The organism is Caryophanon tenue (assembly GCF_001700315.1).
In the GTDB taxonomy this organism is placed as follows: Bacteria; Bacillota; Bacilli; order Bacillales_A; family Planococcaceae; genus Caryophanon; species Caryophanon tenue.
The window spans coordinates 320682-339636 of the sequence record NZ_MASJ01000003.1 but is presented as its reverse complement, the minus strand read 5'-3'; the positions used below and the strand labels follow the sequence as shown (position 1 = coordinate 339636).

General features: G+C 40.6%; 21 protein-coding genes and 1 pseudogene. All 22 read right to left on the bottom strand.

Going from position 1 to position 18955, the window contains the following annotated elements:
- Positions 1 to 243: 243 nt before the first annotated feature.
- The gene (dprA, locus tag A6M13_RS04785) at positions 244 to 1119 is read right to left on the bottom strand and encodes a DNA-processing protein DprA (RefSeq protein WP_066543355.1); all 876 of its coding nucleotides are present in this window, start codon (positions 1117 to 1119) and stop codon (positions 244 to 246) included.
- A 109-nt stretch (positions 1120 to 1228) separates the two neighbouring features.
- Positions 1229 to 2131, bottom strand: a complete 903-nt coding sequence (gene sucD, locus A6M13_RS04780; RefSeq protein WP_066543354.1) for a succinate--CoA ligase subunit alpha — start codon at positions 2129 to 2131, stop codon at positions 1229 to 1231.
- Positions 2128 to 3306 carry an ADP-forming succinate--CoA ligase subunit beta gene (sucC, locus tag A6M13_RS04775; protein ID WP_066543353.1) on the bottom strand — a complete coding sequence of 393 codons (1179 nt, stop codon included), beginning with the start codon at positions 3304 to 3306 and terminating at the stop codon, positions 2128 to 2130. The genes sucD and sucC overlap by 4 nt, the downstream gene beginning before the upstream one ends.
- Positions 3307 to 3524: 218 nt before the next feature.
- The gene (locus A6M13_RS04770; protein WP_066543352.1) at positions 3525 to 3818 is read right to left on the bottom strand and encodes an EscU/YscU/HrcU family type III secretion system export apparatus switch protein; all 294 of its coding nucleotides are present in this window, start codon (positions 3816 to 3818) and stop codon (positions 3525 to 3527) included.
- A complete protein-coding gene (locus A6M13_RS04765; RefSeq protein ID WP_066543351.1) occupies positions 3815 to 5617 on the bottom strand; it encodes a hypothetical protein in 1803 nt (600 codons plus the stop codon). Before A6M13_RS04765 ends, A6M13_RS04770 begins: the two co-directional genes overlap by 4 nt.
- An 11-nt stretch (positions 5618 to 5628) precedes the next feature.
- Complete coding sequence (locus A6M13_RS04760) at positions 5629 to 6390, bottom strand: ribonuclease HII (RefSeq protein WP_066543350.1); 762 nt, start codon at positions 6388 to 6390, stop codon at positions 5629 to 5631.
- A gap of 135 nt (positions 6391 to 6525) precedes the next feature.
- Complete coding sequence (ylqF, locus tag A6M13_RS04755) at positions 6526 to 7473, bottom strand: ribosome biogenesis GTPase YlqF (RefSeq protein ID WP_066543348.1); 948 nt, start codon at positions 7471 to 7473, stop codon at positions 6526 to 6528.
- Between the two features lie 59 nt (positions 7474 to 7532).
- The gene (lepB, locus tag A6M13_RS04750) at positions 7533 to 8093 is read right to left on the bottom strand and encodes a signal peptidase I (protein WP_066543347.1); all 561 of its coding nucleotides are present in this window, start codon (positions 8091 to 8093) and stop codon (positions 7533 to 7535) included.
- A 132-nt stretch (positions 8094 to 8225) separates the two neighbouring features.
- Positions 8226 to 8570: a 50S ribosomal protein L19 gene (rplS, locus tag A6M13_RS04745; protein ID WP_066543346.1), complete on the bottom strand. Its 345-nt coding sequence runs from the start codon at positions 8568 to 8570 to the stop codon at positions 8226 to 8228.
- Between the two features lie 184 nt (positions 8571 to 8754).
- Positions 8755 to 9480, bottom strand: coding sequence for a tRNA (guanosine(37)-N1)-methyltransferase TrmD (trmD, locus tag A6M13_RS04740; RefSeq protein WP_066543345.1), 726 nt, complete (start codon positions 9478 to 9480; stop codon positions 8755 to 8757).
- The gene (rimM, locus tag A6M13_RS04735) at positions 9480 to 9995 is read right to left on the bottom strand and encodes a ribosome maturation factor RimM (protein WP_066543343.1); all 516 of its coding nucleotides are present in this window, start codon (positions 9993 to 9995) and stop codon (positions 9480 to 9482) included. Before rimM ends, trmD begins: the two co-directional genes overlap by 1 nt.
- A gap of 128 nt (positions 9996 to 10123) precedes the next feature.
- Positions 10124 to 10357, bottom strand: coding sequence for a KH domain-containing protein (locus A6M13_RS04730; RefSeq protein WP_066543342.1), 234 nt, complete (start codon positions 10355 to 10357; stop codon positions 10124 to 10126).
- A gap of 15 nt (positions 10358 to 10372) precedes the next feature.
- Entirely contained in the window at positions 10373 to 10645 is a 273-nt protein-coding gene (rpsP, locus tag A6M13_RS04725; protein ID WP_066543341.1) for a 30S ribosomal protein S16, read from the bottom strand.
- Between the two features lie 93 nt (positions 10646 to 10738).
- Complete coding sequence (gene ffh / locus A6M13_RS04720; protein WP_066543340.1) at positions 10739 to 12097, bottom strand: signal recognition particle protein; 1359 nt, start codon at positions 12095 to 12097, stop codon at positions 10739 to 10741.
- 12 nt (positions 12098 to 12109) lie between these two features.
- The gene (locus tag A6M13_RS04715; RefSeq protein WP_066543339.1) at positions 12110 to 12445 is read right to left on the bottom strand and encodes a putative DNA-binding protein; all 336 of its coding nucleotides are present in this window, start codon (positions 12443 to 12445) and stop codon (positions 12110 to 12112) included.
- A gap of 226 nt (positions 12446 to 12671) precedes the next feature.
- Positions 12672 to 12764 (bottom strand): annotated as a pseudogene (locus A6M13_RS16500) (hypothetical protein); the annotation flags it as partial.
- A 132-nt stretch (positions 12765 to 12896) separates the two neighbouring features.
- Positions 12897 to 13868 (bottom strand): LacI family DNA-binding transcriptional regulator, encoded by a 972-nt coding sequence (locus tag A6M13_RS04710; RefSeq protein ID WP_066543338.1) that lies wholly within the window; start codon positions 13866 to 13868, stop codon positions 12897 to 12899.
- A 2-nt stretch (positions 13869 to 13870) separates the two neighbouring features.
- Positions 13871 to 14665 (bottom strand): SDR family oxidoreductase, encoded by a 795-nt coding sequence (locus A6M13_RS04705; protein WP_066543337.1) that lies wholly within the window; start codon positions 14663 to 14665, stop codon positions 13871 to 13873.
- Positions 14666 to 14706: 41 nt separating this feature from the next.
- Entirely contained in the window at positions 14707 to 15777 is a 1071-nt protein-coding gene (gene uxuA, locus A6M13_RS04700) for a mannonate dehydratase (RefSeq protein WP_066543336.1), read from the bottom strand.
- An 11-nt stretch (positions 15778 to 15788) separates the two neighbouring features.
- Complete coding sequence (locus A6M13_RS04695; RefSeq protein ID WP_083998224.1) at positions 15789 to 16406, bottom strand: bifunctional 2-keto-4-hydroxyglutarate aldolase/2-keto-3-deoxy-6-phosphogluconate aldolase; 618 nt, start codon at positions 16404 to 16406, stop codon at positions 15789 to 15791.
- Between the two features lie 5 nt (positions 16407 to 16411).
- Positions 16412 to 17359 (bottom strand): sugar kinase, encoded by a 948-nt coding sequence (locus tag A6M13_RS04690; RefSeq protein WP_066543332.1) that lies wholly within the window; start codon positions 17357 to 17359, stop codon positions 16412 to 16414.
- Between the two features lie 322 nt (positions 17360 to 17681).
- Complete coding sequence (ftsY, locus tag A6M13_RS04685; protein WP_066543330.1) at positions 17682 to 18950, bottom strand: signal recognition particle-docking protein FtsY; 1269 nt, start codon at positions 18948 to 18950, stop codon at positions 17682 to 17684.
- Positions 18951 to 18955 lie beyond the last annotated feature (5 nt).

Here is an 18955-nt window from a genome sequence, read left to right as displayed (position 1 = left end):
CCTCCTTCTTAAAATTAGAGGTTTTGTTTTTTATGTTTGTAAAGCTCTTGATGCGTTGAGTTAGCGGACACTTCTTTCATCCATTGACCATTGCGGCATTACCTCTATCGTATGAAAAGCTTGCCCTTATTTCGCTAAACTCGTAACATTTTCAGACGTCTTTGCCCAAATTTCAACAGAGCCATTTGAAAAGAATATCTGTTGCAAAATGTATAACAGATTTTCATATAATGCAACTTTTTTTCAATTTTTCTCATATAAATGTTGTAAAAACGTCGCATGTTCGAGTGATAATAAAGGCGTCGCACCCTCTGCTATTAAAGCATTTGGCCCTTCTGAAAGCTTCGAAAAAATATTTCCAGGTAACGCATAAATATCTTTGCCATGCGCTAAAGCATAATCAACTGTACTCATCGTACCACTCTTTTTCGCTGCTTCTGTTACAACAACAGCGTCACTTAATGCACTAATAATTCGATTTCGCATCGGAAAATGCCAGCGTTGCGGCGCAATATGATATGGATATTCTGTCAAAAGTAATTGCTGCGTACTCATCTGTTCCGCAAGTGCACGGTGCTCTGGCGGATACATATACTGCAACCCATGCCCAAGTACTGCAATCGTCGACGCCTGCGTAGCCATCGCTGCTAAATGAGCCATTGTGTCTGCACCTCGTGCTAAGCCACTAACAATCGTCATATTGGCATCTCTACAAGCTGGTACAAGCCAGTTAATAACATCTTGTGAATATTGTGTTGCTTCACGCGAACCAATAATAGCGACTTTACGCCTCTTGAGTAATGTTTCATTTCCTTTCACATATAAAACAGCGGGTGGGTCGTACATATTATATAAATGCGTAGGATAAAGCGCATCACCATACATCACAATGTGAATGGCGCGCTGTTGGTAATGTTCTACTACAATCTCGTAATTTGTCGTGTGCATATAGTGCTGAATGTTCTGGGCTTGTTTAAATGAAGTACGTAATAGCTGTTGCAACTGCTTCGTTGGCATCGTTACAACTTCGTCGAGCTGCGGAGTAATTGTGAGTAATGGGGAGATTTTATCGTAAGACACCGGATATATTTGATGTAATAATAGAAGATTTTTGCGCATACAAAATAAGCCTCCTTTGTCATTTTTAAAAATGAACATGGTGCTTACAAGAGGAAATAGGAAAAAGAGACTCCACCATACGAAAGATTATGGAGTCTCCTAAAGCTAATTAATGTGTTTTACAAGCTTCGTATAAGCCTTTTTCTTTAATCACTTTAATTAATGTTTCACCGATTACTGATGGTGTTGGTGCAACTTCGATACCCGCTGCATTCATCGCCTCGATTTTACCTGCTGCCGTTCCTTGACCACCTGAAATGATGGCACCAGCATGGCCCATACGTTTACCTGGAGGTGCTGTTTGACCACCGATGAAGCCAACAACTGGTTTTGTCATGTTTGCTTGGATCCACTCAGCTGCTTCTTCTTCAGCTGTACCACCGATTTCACCAATCATCACAACTGCATATGTCTCTGGGTCTTCATTGAATGCTTTTAAGCAATCGATGAAGTTTGTGCCGTTTACAGGGTCTCCACCAATACCTACTGCTGTCGTTTGACCGATACCAGCTTGTGTCAATTGGTGTACCGCTTCATATGTTAATGTACCAGAACGAGATACAACACCTACATGGCCTTTTGTATGAATGTAACCAGGCATGATACCGATTTTACACTCATCCGCTGTAATAACACCTGGGCAGTTAGGACCTACTAAACGAGTCTTTTTCCCTTCCATATAGCGCTTTACTTTCACCATATCAAGTACTGGAATATGTTCTGTAATACAAATCGCTAAATCTAACTCTGCATCAACTGCTTCTAAAATTGAATCTGCTGCAAATGCTGCTGGTACGTAAATAACAGATACTGTTGCGCCTGTTTCTTTTACTGCATCTTCAACCGTGTTGAATACTGGAATACCATCAACCTCTGTACCACCTTTACCTGGCGTTACACCGGCAACGATTTTTGTACCATATTCAACCATTTGCTTTGTATGGAAACGTGCAGTTTCTCCTGTGATACCTTGAACGATTACTTTTGTGTCTTTATTGATGAAAACGCTCATGCCTTAACCTCCCCAGCTACTAAGTTCACAATTTTTTGCGCGCCGTCTGCCATTGAGTTCGCCGCAATAATATTTAAACCTGAGTTATTTAAAATGTCTTTTCCTAGCTCTACGTTTGTTCCTTCTAGACGTACAACTAATGGCACTTGTAGACCTACTTCACGAGCAGCTGCTACAACACCTTCCGCAATGATGTCACACTTCATAATACCACCGAAGATATTTACGAAAATGCCTTGTACTTGCGGGTCTGATAAGATAATTTTAAATGCTGCTGTTACTTTCTCTGCGTTCGCACCGCCCCCAACGTCCAGGAAGTTCGCGGGTGAACCGCCGTAGTAACTAATTGTATCCATCGTTGCCATCGCTAAGCCGGCACCGTTAACCATACAACCGATGTTACCATCTAAAGAAATGTAGCTTAAGTCATATTTTGATGCTTCAATTTCTTTTGCATCTTCTTCATCTAAGTCACGTAACTCACGCACTTCCGCTTGGCGGTATAATGAGTTGCCATCAAAGTTGAATTTCGCGTCTAATGCTAAAACTTTATCGTCACCTGTTACAACAAGTGGGTTAATTTCTAACATTGATGCATCTTTTTCTAAAAATGCTTGGTATAAACCTAACATTAATTTCGCTGCTTGGTTTACAAGCTTCGCCGGAATCTCTATGTTGAACGCTAAACGACGCGCTTGGAATGCTGTTAAACCTAATACTGGATCGACAACTTCCGTGAAGATTTTTTCTGGTGTTTCTGCTGCTACTTCTTCAATATCCATACCGCCTTCAGCAGAACCCATTACCGTTACGCGAGATGTCGCACGGTCTACTACTAAGCTGATGTAATATTCTTTTTCAATATTTGGGCAGCCTTCTTCTATATATAAACGTTTTACTTCTTTACCTTCTGGACCTGTTTGATGTGTCACTAACACTTTACCTAGTAATTCTTTCGCATATGTACGAACATCATCTAAATTTTTAGCGATTTTAACACCGCCTGCCTTACCACGACCACCGGCATGAATTTGTGCTTTCACGACTGTTATTGCTGTTTCTAACTCTTTTGCAACTTTCACAGCCTCGTCTGGTGAAAAAGCAACATAACCGCGCGGAACTGCTACGCCGTATTGACGCAGAATTTCTTTCCCCTGATACTCATGAATATTCATGATCCATCCTCCCATTCAAACAATAGTTAAATTCGTTCTTACAAACATTATTTTACCCAAAAATTCTTACAATGTCTATAATACTCTTTAAAGTAGTTTTTTTAGTTAAATACTCTTTTTTTCTCTAAAAAAATGTTTTTTGAATGTTTTATCACTTTAATTGTTTGAATTTTTACACGTCGTTCGAAACTATTTCACAAAAGTTTCTTTAAAAAATATTATTTTTTACGTGTTAGCTGGTGCTTTTGGTCTAAATGATAGATAAATGCAAATACTTCAGCAACCGCTTGGTAAAGTTCTTCTGGTATCGCTGTGTTCAAATCGAGTTGTCCAAGTACTTCTACAAGGCTCGGGTCCTCATAAATCGGTACTTCCGCTTCGCTTGCTTTCGCTAAAATTTCCTCAGCAATTTTCCCTTTTCCTTTTGCGGCGACAATTGGCCCAGATGACACAGCTGGGTCGTACTTTAGAGCAATCGCTTGCTTTCGAATATAATGTTTTTGTTCACTCATATGCGGTAATCAACCCCTGTTGTTTGGATGGTTTCCACCTTTTTCGTCACAGTTGGTGCTGTAAATGGCTTTAAAAAGACACCAGACAATTGATAATCATGTTTTGCCAATCCTTCTTTCAGCGCAGTCTGCAATGGTGTTGCAAGCGCTTGTAGGGCATCGTGATGCGTAAATACATGTACCGTCACAATACGATTTTGCACTTGCATATCAATCATCGTCTCTTCTAATGACGATAATTGTAAATAAAATAAAATGCGCGCATAATCTGCATCAATTTGTCCATCATCTTTCATTCGTCCATTCCACTGCAAAGTCGCCTCGCTCTGCTTCCCTAAAAATTGCAGTGGTACTTGCATCACTAATTGATGTTGATGCCCATTGTCGCCCGATTGCAACTGCATACCGTTTAATCGCGCTAACATCGTTTCTGCCGCATCCTTTGTCGCAGCAAGCATCGGTTCTTGTAACATCGCCAGTAACTGTGGCTTTAGCTGCGTCGCCAACGTTTGAGGGTCGTTTGTTTTCATCGTTGCTTCATAGCTCATGCCTAAATCTCGCATCGTTTGACGCATCGCTTGCTCAATTGCTTTTGCATCGACATTTTGTTGTACAGTGCTTTCCACTTGCAGCATCATCTGCTGGAGCTGTGGCTGCTGCGCGATTACTTGTGGAAGTTGCTGTATATTCGCTTGTGCTTGCGGTGAGACTAACGATAACATGTGAGCCGTTGCAGCTGCATTCCCTTGTTGGCTATTTTTCGTCATCTGTTGCAATAATTGTTCATGAAACTGCTTTGTAAAAATGGCTGCTGTTTGCGCAGTTTTCGGCAATTGCTCAAAACGTTGAATGAATTGCTGTAATGCCTCTTTTTGTGGAGCTTGTAAGGCGGGTTGCTCATTCATCCACTGTTTCAGCATCGGTAGCTGGGCTTGTAACTGCTGTGGCGTTGCTTGCGTCAACGCTTGCATCACTTGTCCTGCTGTTGCCTGTGGCGCTAAGCTTGCTTGTCCAGCAGGCTGTTGCCAATTTATCACGCTGGCTTGCGGTGGCAGCAAATTGGCTTGCTTTAACGTGCTAAGTGCCTGTTCCTTTTGTATAGCTGTACCTGTTTGTAACTGTTCGATAAGCTTCGCTGCGTATAGATTCGCTGTTTGCGCCGTAAATGGTTGCGCAATTTTTTGTAATTGTTGCATCACTTGTTGTTTCGTATCTTGCCGAATCATCGGGTCTGCTTCAATTGTTTGTTGTAGCTGCTGCATCACTTGTACCATGCCCGATGTTTTTGTCCCTTGCGTTAACGCTTGAAATACCGTTTGCGTCATTGGCAATTTTTGTTCAATCATTTTCGTCATCGCTGCAAGTGCATCTTTTACGCTAACATCTGCTGGTAATGTTTTTAAAAATTGTGCCACATGTTGCATATTTTCTTTCGTAATCGGTAGCTGGGCTTTCATAAAATGCTGTAACGCTTGCTGCATCTCTGGTGTTTTCGGTAAATTCATTGCGTTCATCACTTGTTGCATTTGCTGTTGTGGCGTTGCTGCATTTGTGACAACTTTTAATTCCGTTTGGGGCTGTGTTTGTGTCACTTGGAATAAATGCGCATCCCCTTGTTTTAACGGCACTTCTAATTTTGCAATCATCTTTTGGTTACCGACTTGAATTTCCGCAGTTTGGTCCGGATATAACTGCTTAATTGTACCGTGAAACATTTGACCTTGCTGTAACGCTACTGGCTGTGTGGACACTGGTTGCGCACTTTGTGATTGAATTGGTTGAAATGACATCGATGTCATAGAAACCCTCCTTATTTCACCATAGATTTAATCGGCTCGAAGCTGCGACGGTGATGTGGTGTAACACCATATTGCTGCAATACTTCAACATGCTCCTTCGTACCGTAGCCTGCATGCTTATTGAAGCCGTATTGTGGGTACTGTTCATGTAAATCATCCATATAAGCATCACGTGCCGTCTTTGCCAAAATAGACGCAGCTGCAATTGATAAGCTAAGTGCATCACCTTTAATAATATTGTACTGAGCGTGTGTAATATTTAAAGTCATCGCATCAGCAAGCACTACATCCGGCTGTATAGCCAATTGCTCCACAGCGATTTTCATGGACTCTTTTGTTGCCTCATAAATATTTAAACGGTCAATTTCTTCAACCGACTGAAAATGAACACTATAGCTAATGGCATGTTGCTTAATCAGCTCGGCATACGCTGCTCGTTTTTCTTTTGATAATTGCTTCGAGTCGTTAATGCCCATTAACGCTTCACAATCAAGTGGTAAAATAGCTGCAGCTGTTACGACTGGTCCAGCTAATGGGCCGCGTCCCGCTTCATCTACGCCAGCTACGTACGTGCCTTGTTGTACATGCTCTTTATCAAATGCAACTTTTTTCATATGTTCCTCAATCATCGCTTGCTGCTTTTGCATACGCTTTTCAAAACTTGCCCACGCTTTTTGTACGCCTAAACGTTCATCTAAACGAATATCTTCCATCCACACTTCATATGTTGACGCCTCTTTTAAGGCAGTTGTAATCTCTTTAATTGATGTCATCGTTAAAATCCTTCTTTCTTCCGTTATCATTATATCGGCTTTTATCATCTGTTCATTATATCAAACAAAAAAGACATGCCGCGCACAAAAAGAAGCACCACTAAAAGTTGTGCTCTTAGTGATGCTTCTTTCCGTTTAAGATTCTGTTTTTTCTTCTGCGCGTCGTTGTTTATTTTGACGACGACGTTCTGCATCTTCTTCTGCGATTGCTGCTTGACGTTCTTCCTCTGCCACTGCTTCTTCAACAAAATCAAATGTAATGCGCCCTAAATACTCGGCACGTAAATCACGCACAATTAACAGCGCTACTTGGTCATAATCAATCTCGCCACCTTGTCCAAAAACGCGACGCTTTTGTCCAATTGCATTAAATGTCACAACTAAATCTTCGTCAACACCATCAATGCCGTAACGCTCTTGTAAACGCTCTGGGTAACGCTCTTCTAGGAAGCGTAAAATATAAATCGCTAAATCTTCCATATTCGTAATGGCATCTTTAATGGCACCTGTTACTGCTAATTTATATCCGATTTTTTGGTCTTCGAATTTTGGCCATAAAATACCCGGCGTATCTAATAGCTCAATTTCCTTACCAACTTTAATCCATTGCTGCGCTTTTGTCACACCTGGTGTATTACCTGTTTTGGCGATATTTTTCTTCGCTAAACGGTTAATTAATGTTGATTTCCCTACGTTTGGAATACCAACAATCATTGCGCGAATGGCACGTGGCTTCATGCCTTTTGATGCCATACGGTCCCATTTTTCTTGTAAAATTTCTTTTGCCGCTTTATTTAAAGCATTCAAGCCTTTTCCTTCGAATGAGTTAAGTGCTACTGCTCGCATACCGCGCTCTTCAAAAAATTGCACCCAACGACGTGTTTGCACTTCATCTGCCATATCCATCTTATTTAAAATGATTAAACGTGGCTTTTGATTAATCACTTCATCAATCATTGGATTACGTGATGATAATGGTAAACGTGCATCCACTAATTCAAAAATAATATCCACTAATTTTAATTTCTCTGTTACTTCACGGCGGGCTTTCGCCATATGCCCTGGGAACCACTGAATTGTCATACTATGAACCTCCATTACAAACATAAGCGAGGGATGTGAAAACAGCCCTCGCCTGCGTGTTAATCTACTAATTTAATTTCGTTTAATGGCCAGAAAATTAAGCTTGTATTGCCGATAATTTCCTCTTCACTCACTAAACCAATGTGACGGCTATCTTTACTATAACGGCGGTTATCACCCATCACAAATACATAACCTTCAGGAATTTCAGAAACACCTGTTTTTTCTTCTAACATGAAATCTTCTGTTAGCGTACCTTCTGATAACTCAGCTTTTTTTGCGTCTAAATAAGGCTCTTCAATCGCTTCACCGTTAATATATAATTGGTCATCAATATATTCAACATGGTCACCCGGTACACCGATTACACGTTTAATATAATCCTTCCCTTCAGGTGCATGGAATACGACGATATCAAAGCGGTCAGGCTCACCAATCATATAACCAATTTTACTCACAATCATACGGTCACCGTTCTCAAGCGTTGGCATCATTGATTCACCATCTACGACAATCGGTGTAAATAAGAAGAAACGAATAATTGCTGCTACAGCAAACGCAATCAGTAATGCTTTGGTCCATTCCCAAAGTTCATTTTTCTCTTTTTTTGCACTTTCCAAACGATACGCCTCCCTTTAGTTCTTTTCCATTTTAGTGTATATACCATCATGTTGACAAGTTAGAGCGCTTTAAACGTCATGAAAAAAAGGAGTTTTGTGTAAACACAAAAACTCCTTTTCCTCAAAGCCATATTAGCGTAATTCTTTAATACGAGCTGCTTTACCGCGTAGGTTGCGTAGGTAGTAAAGTTTAGCACGACGTACTTTACCTTTACGTACTACTTCTAATTTAGCGATTTTTGGAGTGTGTACTGGGAAAGTACGCTCAACACCAACACCAGAAGAAATTTTACGAACTGTGAAAGTTTCGCTGATGCCACCGCCACGACGTTTGATTACAACGCCTTCGAATAATTGGATACGCTCACGAGTACCCTCTACAACTTTAACGTGTACACGTACTGTATCACCCGGACGGAATGATGGTACGTCAGAACGAAGTTGTTCTTTAGTGATTTCTGTAATAATGTTTGACATTATGTTTTCTCTCCTTCGACCGATGCTCTTACACGACTTTTGTAACGCACAGCGGAACACCGTAATTCATATGCTTATAAGCACAAATTGAATATTACCATAAAGAAAAATACGTTGCAACTAAAATTCATCTTAATTACAAGGTTTTTTACTTTACAGTGGCGTTATCGCATAAAGACCATCTTTATTTTTTTAATGTGTTCAAATACGCCTGCTGCTTCTCGGTTAACTCGATGTGCTCGAGTAAATCTGGACGACGCTCAAATGTACGCTTCAGTGACTGCTCGTCACGCCACTGCGCAATTTTCGCGTGATTCCCGGATAATAACACGTCTGGTACTTTCATGCCGCGGTAATCGGCTGGACGCGTATAATGCGGGTGCTCGAGTAAGCCCGTTGAAAACGAATCTTGAATATGTGAATCGGCTTGCCCTAATACACCTGGTAATAAGCGAACGACGCTATCGACAACCGTCATTGCCGCAAGTTCTCCGCCTGTTAACACAAAGTCACCAATTGAAATTTCATCGGTTACAAGATGCTCACGAATGCGCTCATCATAGCCTTCATAATGCCCACATAAAAATACTAAGTTTTCTTCTTGTGCTAGCTCTTCTGCCTTCTTTTGCGTAAAGCGCTCCCCTTGTGGGCACATTAAAATAACGCGTGGCGCTTTCCCTGACGTTTGTAAACTTTCTACCGCATTAAACAACGGTTCTGGCTTTAACACCATGCCAGCGCCGCCTCCATACGGATAATCATCCACTTGTGAATGCTTGTTCTCTGAATACGCACGGAAATCGGTCACATTAAATGTCACAGCACCTTTTTCCTGGGCTTTTTTCATAATAGAGGCATTAAATACTCCCTCAAACATGCCTGGGAATAAACTAAATACTTCGATATGCATTATAGTAATCCTTCCATCACATGGATTGTGATTTTTTTCTCATCAACATTAATATCTTTTACAACGTCTTCAATATACGGAATGTAATGCTTTTTCTTACCAGCCGTAATTTCCCATACATCGTTTGCGCCTGTTGCTAAAATATCTGTTACGACACCGATTAACTCGCCTTCTTCTGAGAACACTTCACAATCTTTAATTTCAAAGTGATAGTATTCGTTCTCACCAAGTTCATCGTCTTGTAGTTGGTCTGCTGACACTTTCAGCATCCCTTCTTTAAACGGCTCGACAAGGTTGATATTTTCCATGCCTTCAAACGTTACTAAAATAAAGTTTTTATGACGACGTGCTGAACCGATTGTTACCCAAGTCGGTTTTTTATCATCCTTTTTAAATGCTGCTAGCTTTGTGCCAATTGCGAAGCGCTCTTCTTCAAAATCTGTTGTTGAAATGATACGTAACTCTCCACGAATTCCGTGTGTGTTAACGATACGTCCTACGTTAAACCATTGCATGTCCTTCACCTCTATATTAATCTTGTTTTATTATAACGAATGCGATGTCGTTACGCAAAAAAGAATCATTCATTCAAAAATACAAAAAAAAGAGGCGTTCCGAAAGTCATTGCTCGGACGCCTTTTTTTTAATCCAGTATGTCGACATACGTCTTTTTTGTGTGGTGACTATTTGCTGCTGAGTAAACAATTGTTCGAATCGCTTTCGCAACTCTACCTTGTTTACCAATTACTTTCCCGCGATCATTTGCATGAACAAAAAGTTTGTAAACAATACGATTTGAATGCTCCTCCGTCTCAATACGAAGTTCTTCAGGATAATCGACAAGCGGTGTAACGATTGCTCTAATCAGCTGTTCCATAGCGCACCTCCAAAATTATTTACCGAATTTTGCGTTGTGGAATTTCTCCATAATACCTTGTTCTGAGAACAGGTTACGTACAGTATCAGATGGTTTTGCACCATTTGTTAACCATTGTAGAGCTTTCTCTTCATCGATTTGAACTGTAGCTGGAACAGTAAGTGGGTTGTAAGTACCAACTGTTTCGATTGAACGACCGTCACGTGGTGAACGAGCGTCTGCAACTACGATACGATAGAAAGGAGATTTTTTAGCTCCCATACGTTTTAAGCGAATTTTAACTGCCATTTTTCTAGCACCTCCGAATAAGTTTCACACAAGATAGTATATTATCAATGTTTCTGATGTTTGTAAAGTGTTTTTTCTTAACACCTTATAATTTTATTTAAAAAGTGAATCTAAACCAGGTAGTTTCATCTTTTTCTTACCTTTTCCGCCTGCCATTGATGTCATTTGTTTCATCATCTTCTTCATATCTTCAAACTGTTTTAGCAGTCGGTTGATTTCTTGAATTGATGTGCCTGACCCTTTCGCAATACGTTTTTTACGGCTCGCTGTAATAATTTCCGGGTTTGTTTTTTCTGCAGGTGTCATCGAATAAATAATCGCCTCAATGTGCGCCATTTGCTTCTCATCGACCTTCGCATTGTCTAACCCTTTAATTTTACTTGCCCCTGGAATCATTTTTAAAATTTCATCAAGTGGGCCCATTTTTTTCACGGCTTGTAGCTGTTCAATGAAATCATCAAACGTAAATGTTTGCGTCATAAACTTTTCTTCAAGCTCTTTTGCTTTATCCATATCAACTTCAGCTTGCGCTTTTTCGATTAACGATAAAACGTCACCCATGCCTAAAATACGGCTTGCCATACGCTCTGGGTGGAATGGCTCTAACGCATCCATTTTTTCGCCCATACCGACGAATTTAATTGGCTTCTCCGTTACAGCACGAATTGATAATGCCGCACCACCGCGTGTATCACCATCAAGCTTTGTTAACACAACGCCTGTAATGCCTACTGCTTCATCAAAGCTTTTCGCAACGTTTACTGCATCTTGACCTGTCATCGCATCTACCACTAAAAATACTTCATCCGGCTCTTTTAAGCTACGAATATCTTTTAGCTCTTGCATCAGCTCTTCATCAATATGCAGACGACCTGCTGTATCGATAATGACAACGTCTAAGTGCTCTTCCTTCGCCTTTTCAATGGCTTGACGCGCAATCTCAACAGGCGACACTTGATTGCCTAACGAGAACACTGGCAGCGATAATTGCTTCCCAAGCGTTTCTAATTGTTGAATGGCAGCTGGACGGTAAATATCGGCTGCAACAAGCAATGGCTTACGGTTGTATTTTTTGCGCAATACATTAGCAAGCTTTCCTGTTGTCGTCGTTTTACCGGCACCTTGTAAGCCGACCATCATAATGACAGTCGGTGGCTTTGTATTAAATTTAATCGGGCTCTGTTCGCCACCCATTAGTTGTTGTAATTCATCTTGAACGATTTTAATCACTTGTTGGCCAGGTGTTAATGATTTCATGACATCTGCACCAACAGCACGTTCACTTACGCGCTTAACAAAGTCTTTTACAACTTTTAAGTTAACATCCGCTTCGATTAAAGCAAATCGAACTTCACGCATCATTTCTTTTACGTCTTGTTCAGAAACTTTACCTTTACCTTTAATCTTCTGGATCGTTCCTTGAAGGCGTTCAGCTAAACCTTCGAATGCCATAATTGTCTCCTCCTAATCCCAATCTTGCAATTTTTCAAGCATATCAATCTGTTGTGCTTTCGTTAACGTATCGTTATTGATACCTTCTGTTAACTGCTCGATTGCTAGCTTACGCTGTTGGAATTTTTCAAGTAAACGTAATTTATCTTCATATTCTTCAAGCATTGCCTCTGTTCGACGAATGTTATCGTACACAGCTTGGCGTGAAATCCCGTACGAATCAGCAATTTCGCCAAGGGAGTTGTCATCTAAATAATACAGCTCCATATAGCTACGCTGCTTCTCCGTTAAGAGCGCTTGATAAAAGTCAAAGAGAAAGTTCATGCGTGTTGTTTTTTCAAGTAGCATAGGAAACCTCTCCTCATCATAGTTTGTCTGTAGTTTATTATATCGAAAAAGCACGTTCTGTCAAGGAAAAAACCTTTATACAGCAAGCCGTAGCAGTGATTGCTTACTCGCCTTCTATCATACGCAAGCACGCGACTTGTTGCAATGAAATATACATAAATTTTGCACATGCTAAAAAGGCTGTTCGCACGTTATTTTTGAACAGCCTCACTTAATTTTCGTATCGTTATAACGTCACACCTGTTTTAAAGATCGCCATCTCTTTAAATTGATTACGCTCGTGATTTAATTGCTGACCACTTGCCACATCAATAATGTAACGATGATAAAAGATTTTTTGGCGTATTGCAACACAAAATAATAAATATTCTGATATTTTTTAGTTTTGATGCGCTTTACGCGAAAAATCTAGAGAAAGCTGGACTAAACAGTAATTTACCCCAGCTTTCATTTATTTCTGTTGTAACACGGGCGAAAAGCGATACACATGTTTTAAGACGTTTTTATAACCACATTCTTTAATATGCAGAAAAACCTCTACTGCTTTTTGCGCCATTTGTTCGGTTGGTTGTGCGATCGTTGTAATAGCTGGTGACATAAATTGAGCAAGTGGGATATCGTCAATAACCGCAATGCCGACTGGATGTGGCAAACTGTTCAGCACCGTTAGTAACACGCGGTCATTCCCCGCTACAATCGCATCTATCGGGGTTTGTGCAAATAATTGCTGTAAACGATCTGGAATATCGACTAAACTTGCTGCAATCAATTGATGTTCATCGCAAGGCAAGGCTAGCTCGGTCATTTTCTTTTCAAACCCTGTTAAACGCTCTAAACGTGGCGTAGTGGGACGGTCAATCGAATCTGTAACAATTGCTAACTGCGTATAGCCTTTACGGTGAAGCGCTTCGACAGCCACTGCACTTGCCTGCTCATTATCTAGTAACACAGCAGGAATTTCATGATGTTCTACCATTCTATCCATAAAAACAACAGGGATTCTTTCTTCATATAGGCGCGTGTACAACGCAATATTTTCACCAGTAGGGAATAAAATAAATCCTTCCACTTGACGTGCTAATAAATTCTCAATATGCTCACGCTCTATTTCTGGGTCATCATTCGCATTACATACAATCACGTGAAACCCTTGTTTCTGTAAATACTGCTCTAAATGATGAATAATTTGCGTCGTAAATGTGTGCATAATATTCGCCACAATAATGCCAACCGTTTTCGTTCCTTTATTTTTCAAACTACGCGCAAGCATATTCGGACGGTAATTTAAACGTCCAACAGCTTCTTGAATTTTCGTGCGTGTTTCCGCACTCATATATTCATAACGCTTGTTCATAAATTGTGACACTGTACTGATTGAGACGCCCGCTTCCTTTGCGACATCTCCAATCGTCACTTTTTTCATGTTTACACCCCACTGTAGGCGTTAAATCCTCCATCTACCGGAATTGTCGTGCCAGTAACAAACCCTGAATACGTTTCATCTGCTAAAAATAACAAAGCTCCTAATAAATGCTGAGGTTCTCCAAACTTTTTCATTGGAGTAGCCGCCAATATTTTTTTCGAACGGGCAGTATAATCTCCTTCTGCTGTCAGCAATAAATCACGGTTTTGAGACGTTACGAAAAATCCAGGTGCAATCGCGTTTACGCGCATGCCTTCCTTCGCAAAATGCACGGCTAGCCATTCGGTGAAATTATTAATCGCTGCTTTTGCTGCACTATACGCAGGTACTTTCGTCAGCGGTGTGTAACCACTCATCGACGACACATTAATAATCGTTGGTGCTTCAGCTTGTAACATCACTTCACCAAATACTTGGCATGCTAAAAATGTCCCAGTAAAGTTCAATGAAAAGACATTTGAAAAGCCTTGCTCACTTAGCTCAAAAAACGAATTACCCGCTACGTCCTCAATTGATTCTTCATTTGCTGTAATCGCGTCCGGATGATTTCCACCAGCGCCGTTAATCAATATATTTATTTTACCAAACTTCTGCAAGATTTCCTCTCTTGCTGCTAAAAGTGAAGATTTGTCGAGTACATCGACGCTAATTGCGATAGCTGTGCCACCAAGTGCCTCAATTTCATCTACCACTTGTTGTCCTTTTGCCAATGTTTTATTCAGCACAGCAATTTGTACACCTTGACGTGCAAGCTCCTTCGCCATTTCTGAACATAATACACCGCTACCACCTGTAATAACGGCTACTCATTTTTGTAATGCATGATGTGTTCGTTGAATCATTGTTGTGAACCTCCATTTGAATAAGCATCCCATAACCCTAATAAATACATAATGCCAAGCGCGCGGTCATATAAACCGTACCCTGGTCTACACTGTTCATTCCATAAATGACGACCGTGGTCTGGACGCACATACCCTGTATAACCTTGTTGCTGCAGTACTTTTACAATTCCTTTAATATCAACTGAACCGTCTGATGTGTAATGCGACGTTTCCGCAAAGCTACCATCTTCTTCAATTAAAACATTGCGAATATGAGCAAATGGCGCGCGTGATGCATAGCGCTCAAAAATCGCGACCATATCATTATATGGTGATGCGCCCATCGAACCTGAGCATAATGTAAAGCCGTTTGCTGGGCTGTCGCTAATTTGAAGTAAACGCTCATAGCTAGCTGCACCTGTAATAATACGCGGTAAACCGAAAATTGAATACGGCGGATCGTCAGGGTGAATCGCCATTTGAATGCCTACCTCTTGTGCTACCGGTAAAATACGTGCTAAAAAGTATGCTAAATTGTCCCAAAGCTGCTCTTCATCGACATGTTCATATGCTGCGAATAAATCTTTTAAATGCGCTAATCGTTCCGGCTCCCAACCTGGTAATGATAGATGCGAGCTTGCATTAACTTCATCAACTAATTGCTGTGGGTCTAAACGCATCGCTTTCGTTTTATCGAAATACAATGCTGTAGAGCCATCTGGTAATGGATGAAATAAATCTGTACGCGTCCAGTCAAAAATCGGCATAAAATTATAACAAATCACTTTTACACCGTGCTTTGCTAAATTACGAATCGTTGTTATGTAATTTTCAATATACGCATCTCGACTCGGCTTCCCTAATTTAATATCTTCATGTACATTTACACTTTCAACAACTGTCGCATGGAAGCCGTGAGAGGTAATATAAGCAACTTCTTCTGCAATTTCTTGCTCATGCCATACCTCGCCTGCTTGCTTTTGATGAAGCGCCCAGACGATACCTTTTGTTCCGGGAATTTGTTTAATATGTTCAAGTGTTACGGTATCATTGTCACGACCGTACCAACGAAATGTCATATTCATGCTGTTCACTCCTATTGTAATTTTGCACTATATACACGTGCTGCTTCTGTTACTGCTTCAACGCCACCTGCTGCGTATGCACGATTCAAATCGCTACCGATTCCAACTGCGACAGCTCCAGCTTGTAGCCATTCTTCTAAATTATCCGCATTAATACCACCTGTTGGCATAATTTGCGCGTATGGTAATGGACCTTTTACTGCACCAATGAACTTTGGTGTAAAGTTATTCGCTGGGAATAATTTCAAAATATCACAACCACTTTCAAGCGCTGTGACCATTTCTTTTAATGACATACAGCCTGGTAAATACGGAATCGTATAGCGATTACATAACGTTGCAATATCAGCGTTAAATGACGGACTTACGATAAACTGTGCGCCTTGTAAAATGGCATGACGTGCTGTTTCAGGGTCTAGTACTGTGCCTGCACCAATCACGATATTTTCACCACGTAACGCTTTAAATACATCTTCTACATACGGTGTTGTATACGTTAATTCAATCGATGCAATGCCACCTGCAACAGATCCTTTAATAAGGGAGGTTGCTTCCTCAGGCGATTCACCGCGAATAACGGCTACTAATTTCGTATCTTTAATATGCTGAATTGTTTCTTGTTTCCCCATGTTCATTACCTCTCAATGCTCATTTTTTGACCTAAAAACATGTGTACATCATCTAATTCCGGTAAGCCTTCATTATCACCTTTTACAGTCGTGACCATAGCACCTACTGCATTCGCAAAGCGCAGTCGTTCTTCGATACATAGTTGCTGTAAATAGCTATAAATATAACCGGCATCAAAACCGTCTCCTGCACCCACAGTATCAATCGGTGTAATTGAGAACGCTTCCTTTTCGGTCCAGACGCCATTTATATAGGCTTGCGCTCCCGCTGCACCATTTTTAATAATCAGCTCTTTAATCGTATATTGCGCTGCAAATTGTTCAAATGCTGGTCGTCCACTTTGCTGTAAAATCAGTTCTAGCTCATCAAGCCCTGTTAAAAGAATATCAACATATGGCAATAGCTTTGCATAGGCTTCACGCGCTTGTTCAATGCTCCATAATTTCAAGCGAATATTTGGATCAAACGACACTGTAATGCCACGCTCTTTTGCAAGTTGCGCAAGCTTCAGTGAAATGTCGATATGCTGTGGTGCAATCGCTAAAAACACGCCTGTTAAATGTAAAACAGCTACATCATCAAGCATATCCGCTGTTAATTGCTCAACCGACAGCGTAGACATCGGTGACGCATAGCGATAATAAAACGTTTTACCTGACCCATCTTCCCGAATTTCTTTAAAATTTAATGATGTCGGATAGCCGTCCATTAATTGTACGTAACTCATGTCGATGCCTTCTCCACGAACTGTATTAAAAATATACTTGCCAAACTCATCATGACCTAAACGACTTAACCATTTCACCCCTAAGCCTAAACGTGCACAGCCTATCGCAAAATTCAGTTCTGCGCCGCCTAGTTTACGTTCGAAGCTTGATACATGACGAAGTGGTCCTGTCGCAATAGGATTAAACGTAATAAGTGCATCGCCTAATGTGAATACTTTTTTCATATACACTTTTATCTCCTTTTCGAATTCCTAAAGTTACTAAAACGTTTTAGTTAACGTTATCATCGCAAATATTGCGACAAAAAGCAATGATAAATTATCTGATTTTACAGACTACACGTAAAAATTCGTTCTCTTCGCCCGTTCCCCTCACCTCTTAGATGTGACAAACATCGTGTTTGCCTCAAGCCATACCTGCGAAACGCGTCTACTATGTAGAGTAGCGCCAAAAGCAGAAAAATATCCTTCAGCAGTTGTCGTTGCTGAAGGATATTTCTTTTTGTGTCACTTACTTTTTAACGTTCATCCTACACATGTATGATAATTATTCGTCTGCCTCTTCTAACTCTTTTTCAAGACCTTCTGCAAATAAGCCATATACATAACGTTCTGCATCGAATGGTTGTAGGTCATCCATTTGCTCACCAAGACCAACAAACTTCACAGGAATGTTAAGCTGTTGACGAATGGCTAACACGATACCACCTTTTGCTGTACCATCAAGCTTCGTTAACACAATCCCTGATACATCTGTTGCCTCTTTGAAGATTTTTGCTTGTACAAGCGCATTTTGACCCGTTGTTGCGTCAAGCGCTAATAATACTTCATGTGGCGCATCTGGAATTTCGCGTGAAATAACGCGTTTTACTTTTTCAAGTTCGTTCATTAAGTTTACTTTATTTTGAAGGCGACCAGCTGTATCACAAATTAATACATCAACGCCGCGCTTTTTCGCTGCTTGAATCGCATCAAACATGACTGCTGCTGGGTCTGAACCTTCTGATTGCTTCACAACTTCAGCACCTACACGGTCACCCCATACTTGTAGTTGGTCAATCGCACCAGCACGGAAAGTATCCCCCGCTGCTAGCATAACTGAACGACCTTCTTGCTTGAAGCGGTGTGCTAATTTACCGATTGTTGTTGTTTTACCAACACCGTTTACACCTACGAATAAAATAACCGTTAGTTCACCTTTAGGTTGCATGTTTAAGTCGATTAAATCTTCTTCACCGCGCTCATAAATTTCAACAAGTTTTTCTGAAATAATCGCTTGAATGCCGTTTGTATCTTTCATATTTTTACGCTGTACTTCAAAGCGTAGCTTATCCATTAATTCCATAACCGTTTCGATACCAACGTCGGCTTGCAATAATAAATCTTCTAATTCTTCAAAGAAATCTTCATCGACTTTACGATAACGTGCTACTAAATCATTTACTTTTGACGTAAACGAATCGCGTGTTTTCGCTAAGCCGGCTTTGAATTTTTGCGTAATCGACCATGCAGAAGCTTTTTTCTCTTCTGTTTGTTCCTCGTCTACAGCTACAACAGCTACTTCTTCAGCTGGCTCTTCGATAACCGTTACTACCTCTTGAATTGGCTCAACCGGTAACGTTACAATATGTTCTTCAATTTGTTCTTTTTCTTTTGCTGGGAATGTCGGCTCTGTAGGTGTCTCTACTGTGGCAGGTATTTCAACCAATTCGTCGGCTTTCGGCTCTTCCTGCTCGTCAGTCACAACCTTGTCTACCTTTTCTTCCTCACTGCTACTACCTGTTAACTTTTCTTTTAAACGTTTAAAAAAGCTCATGTGTA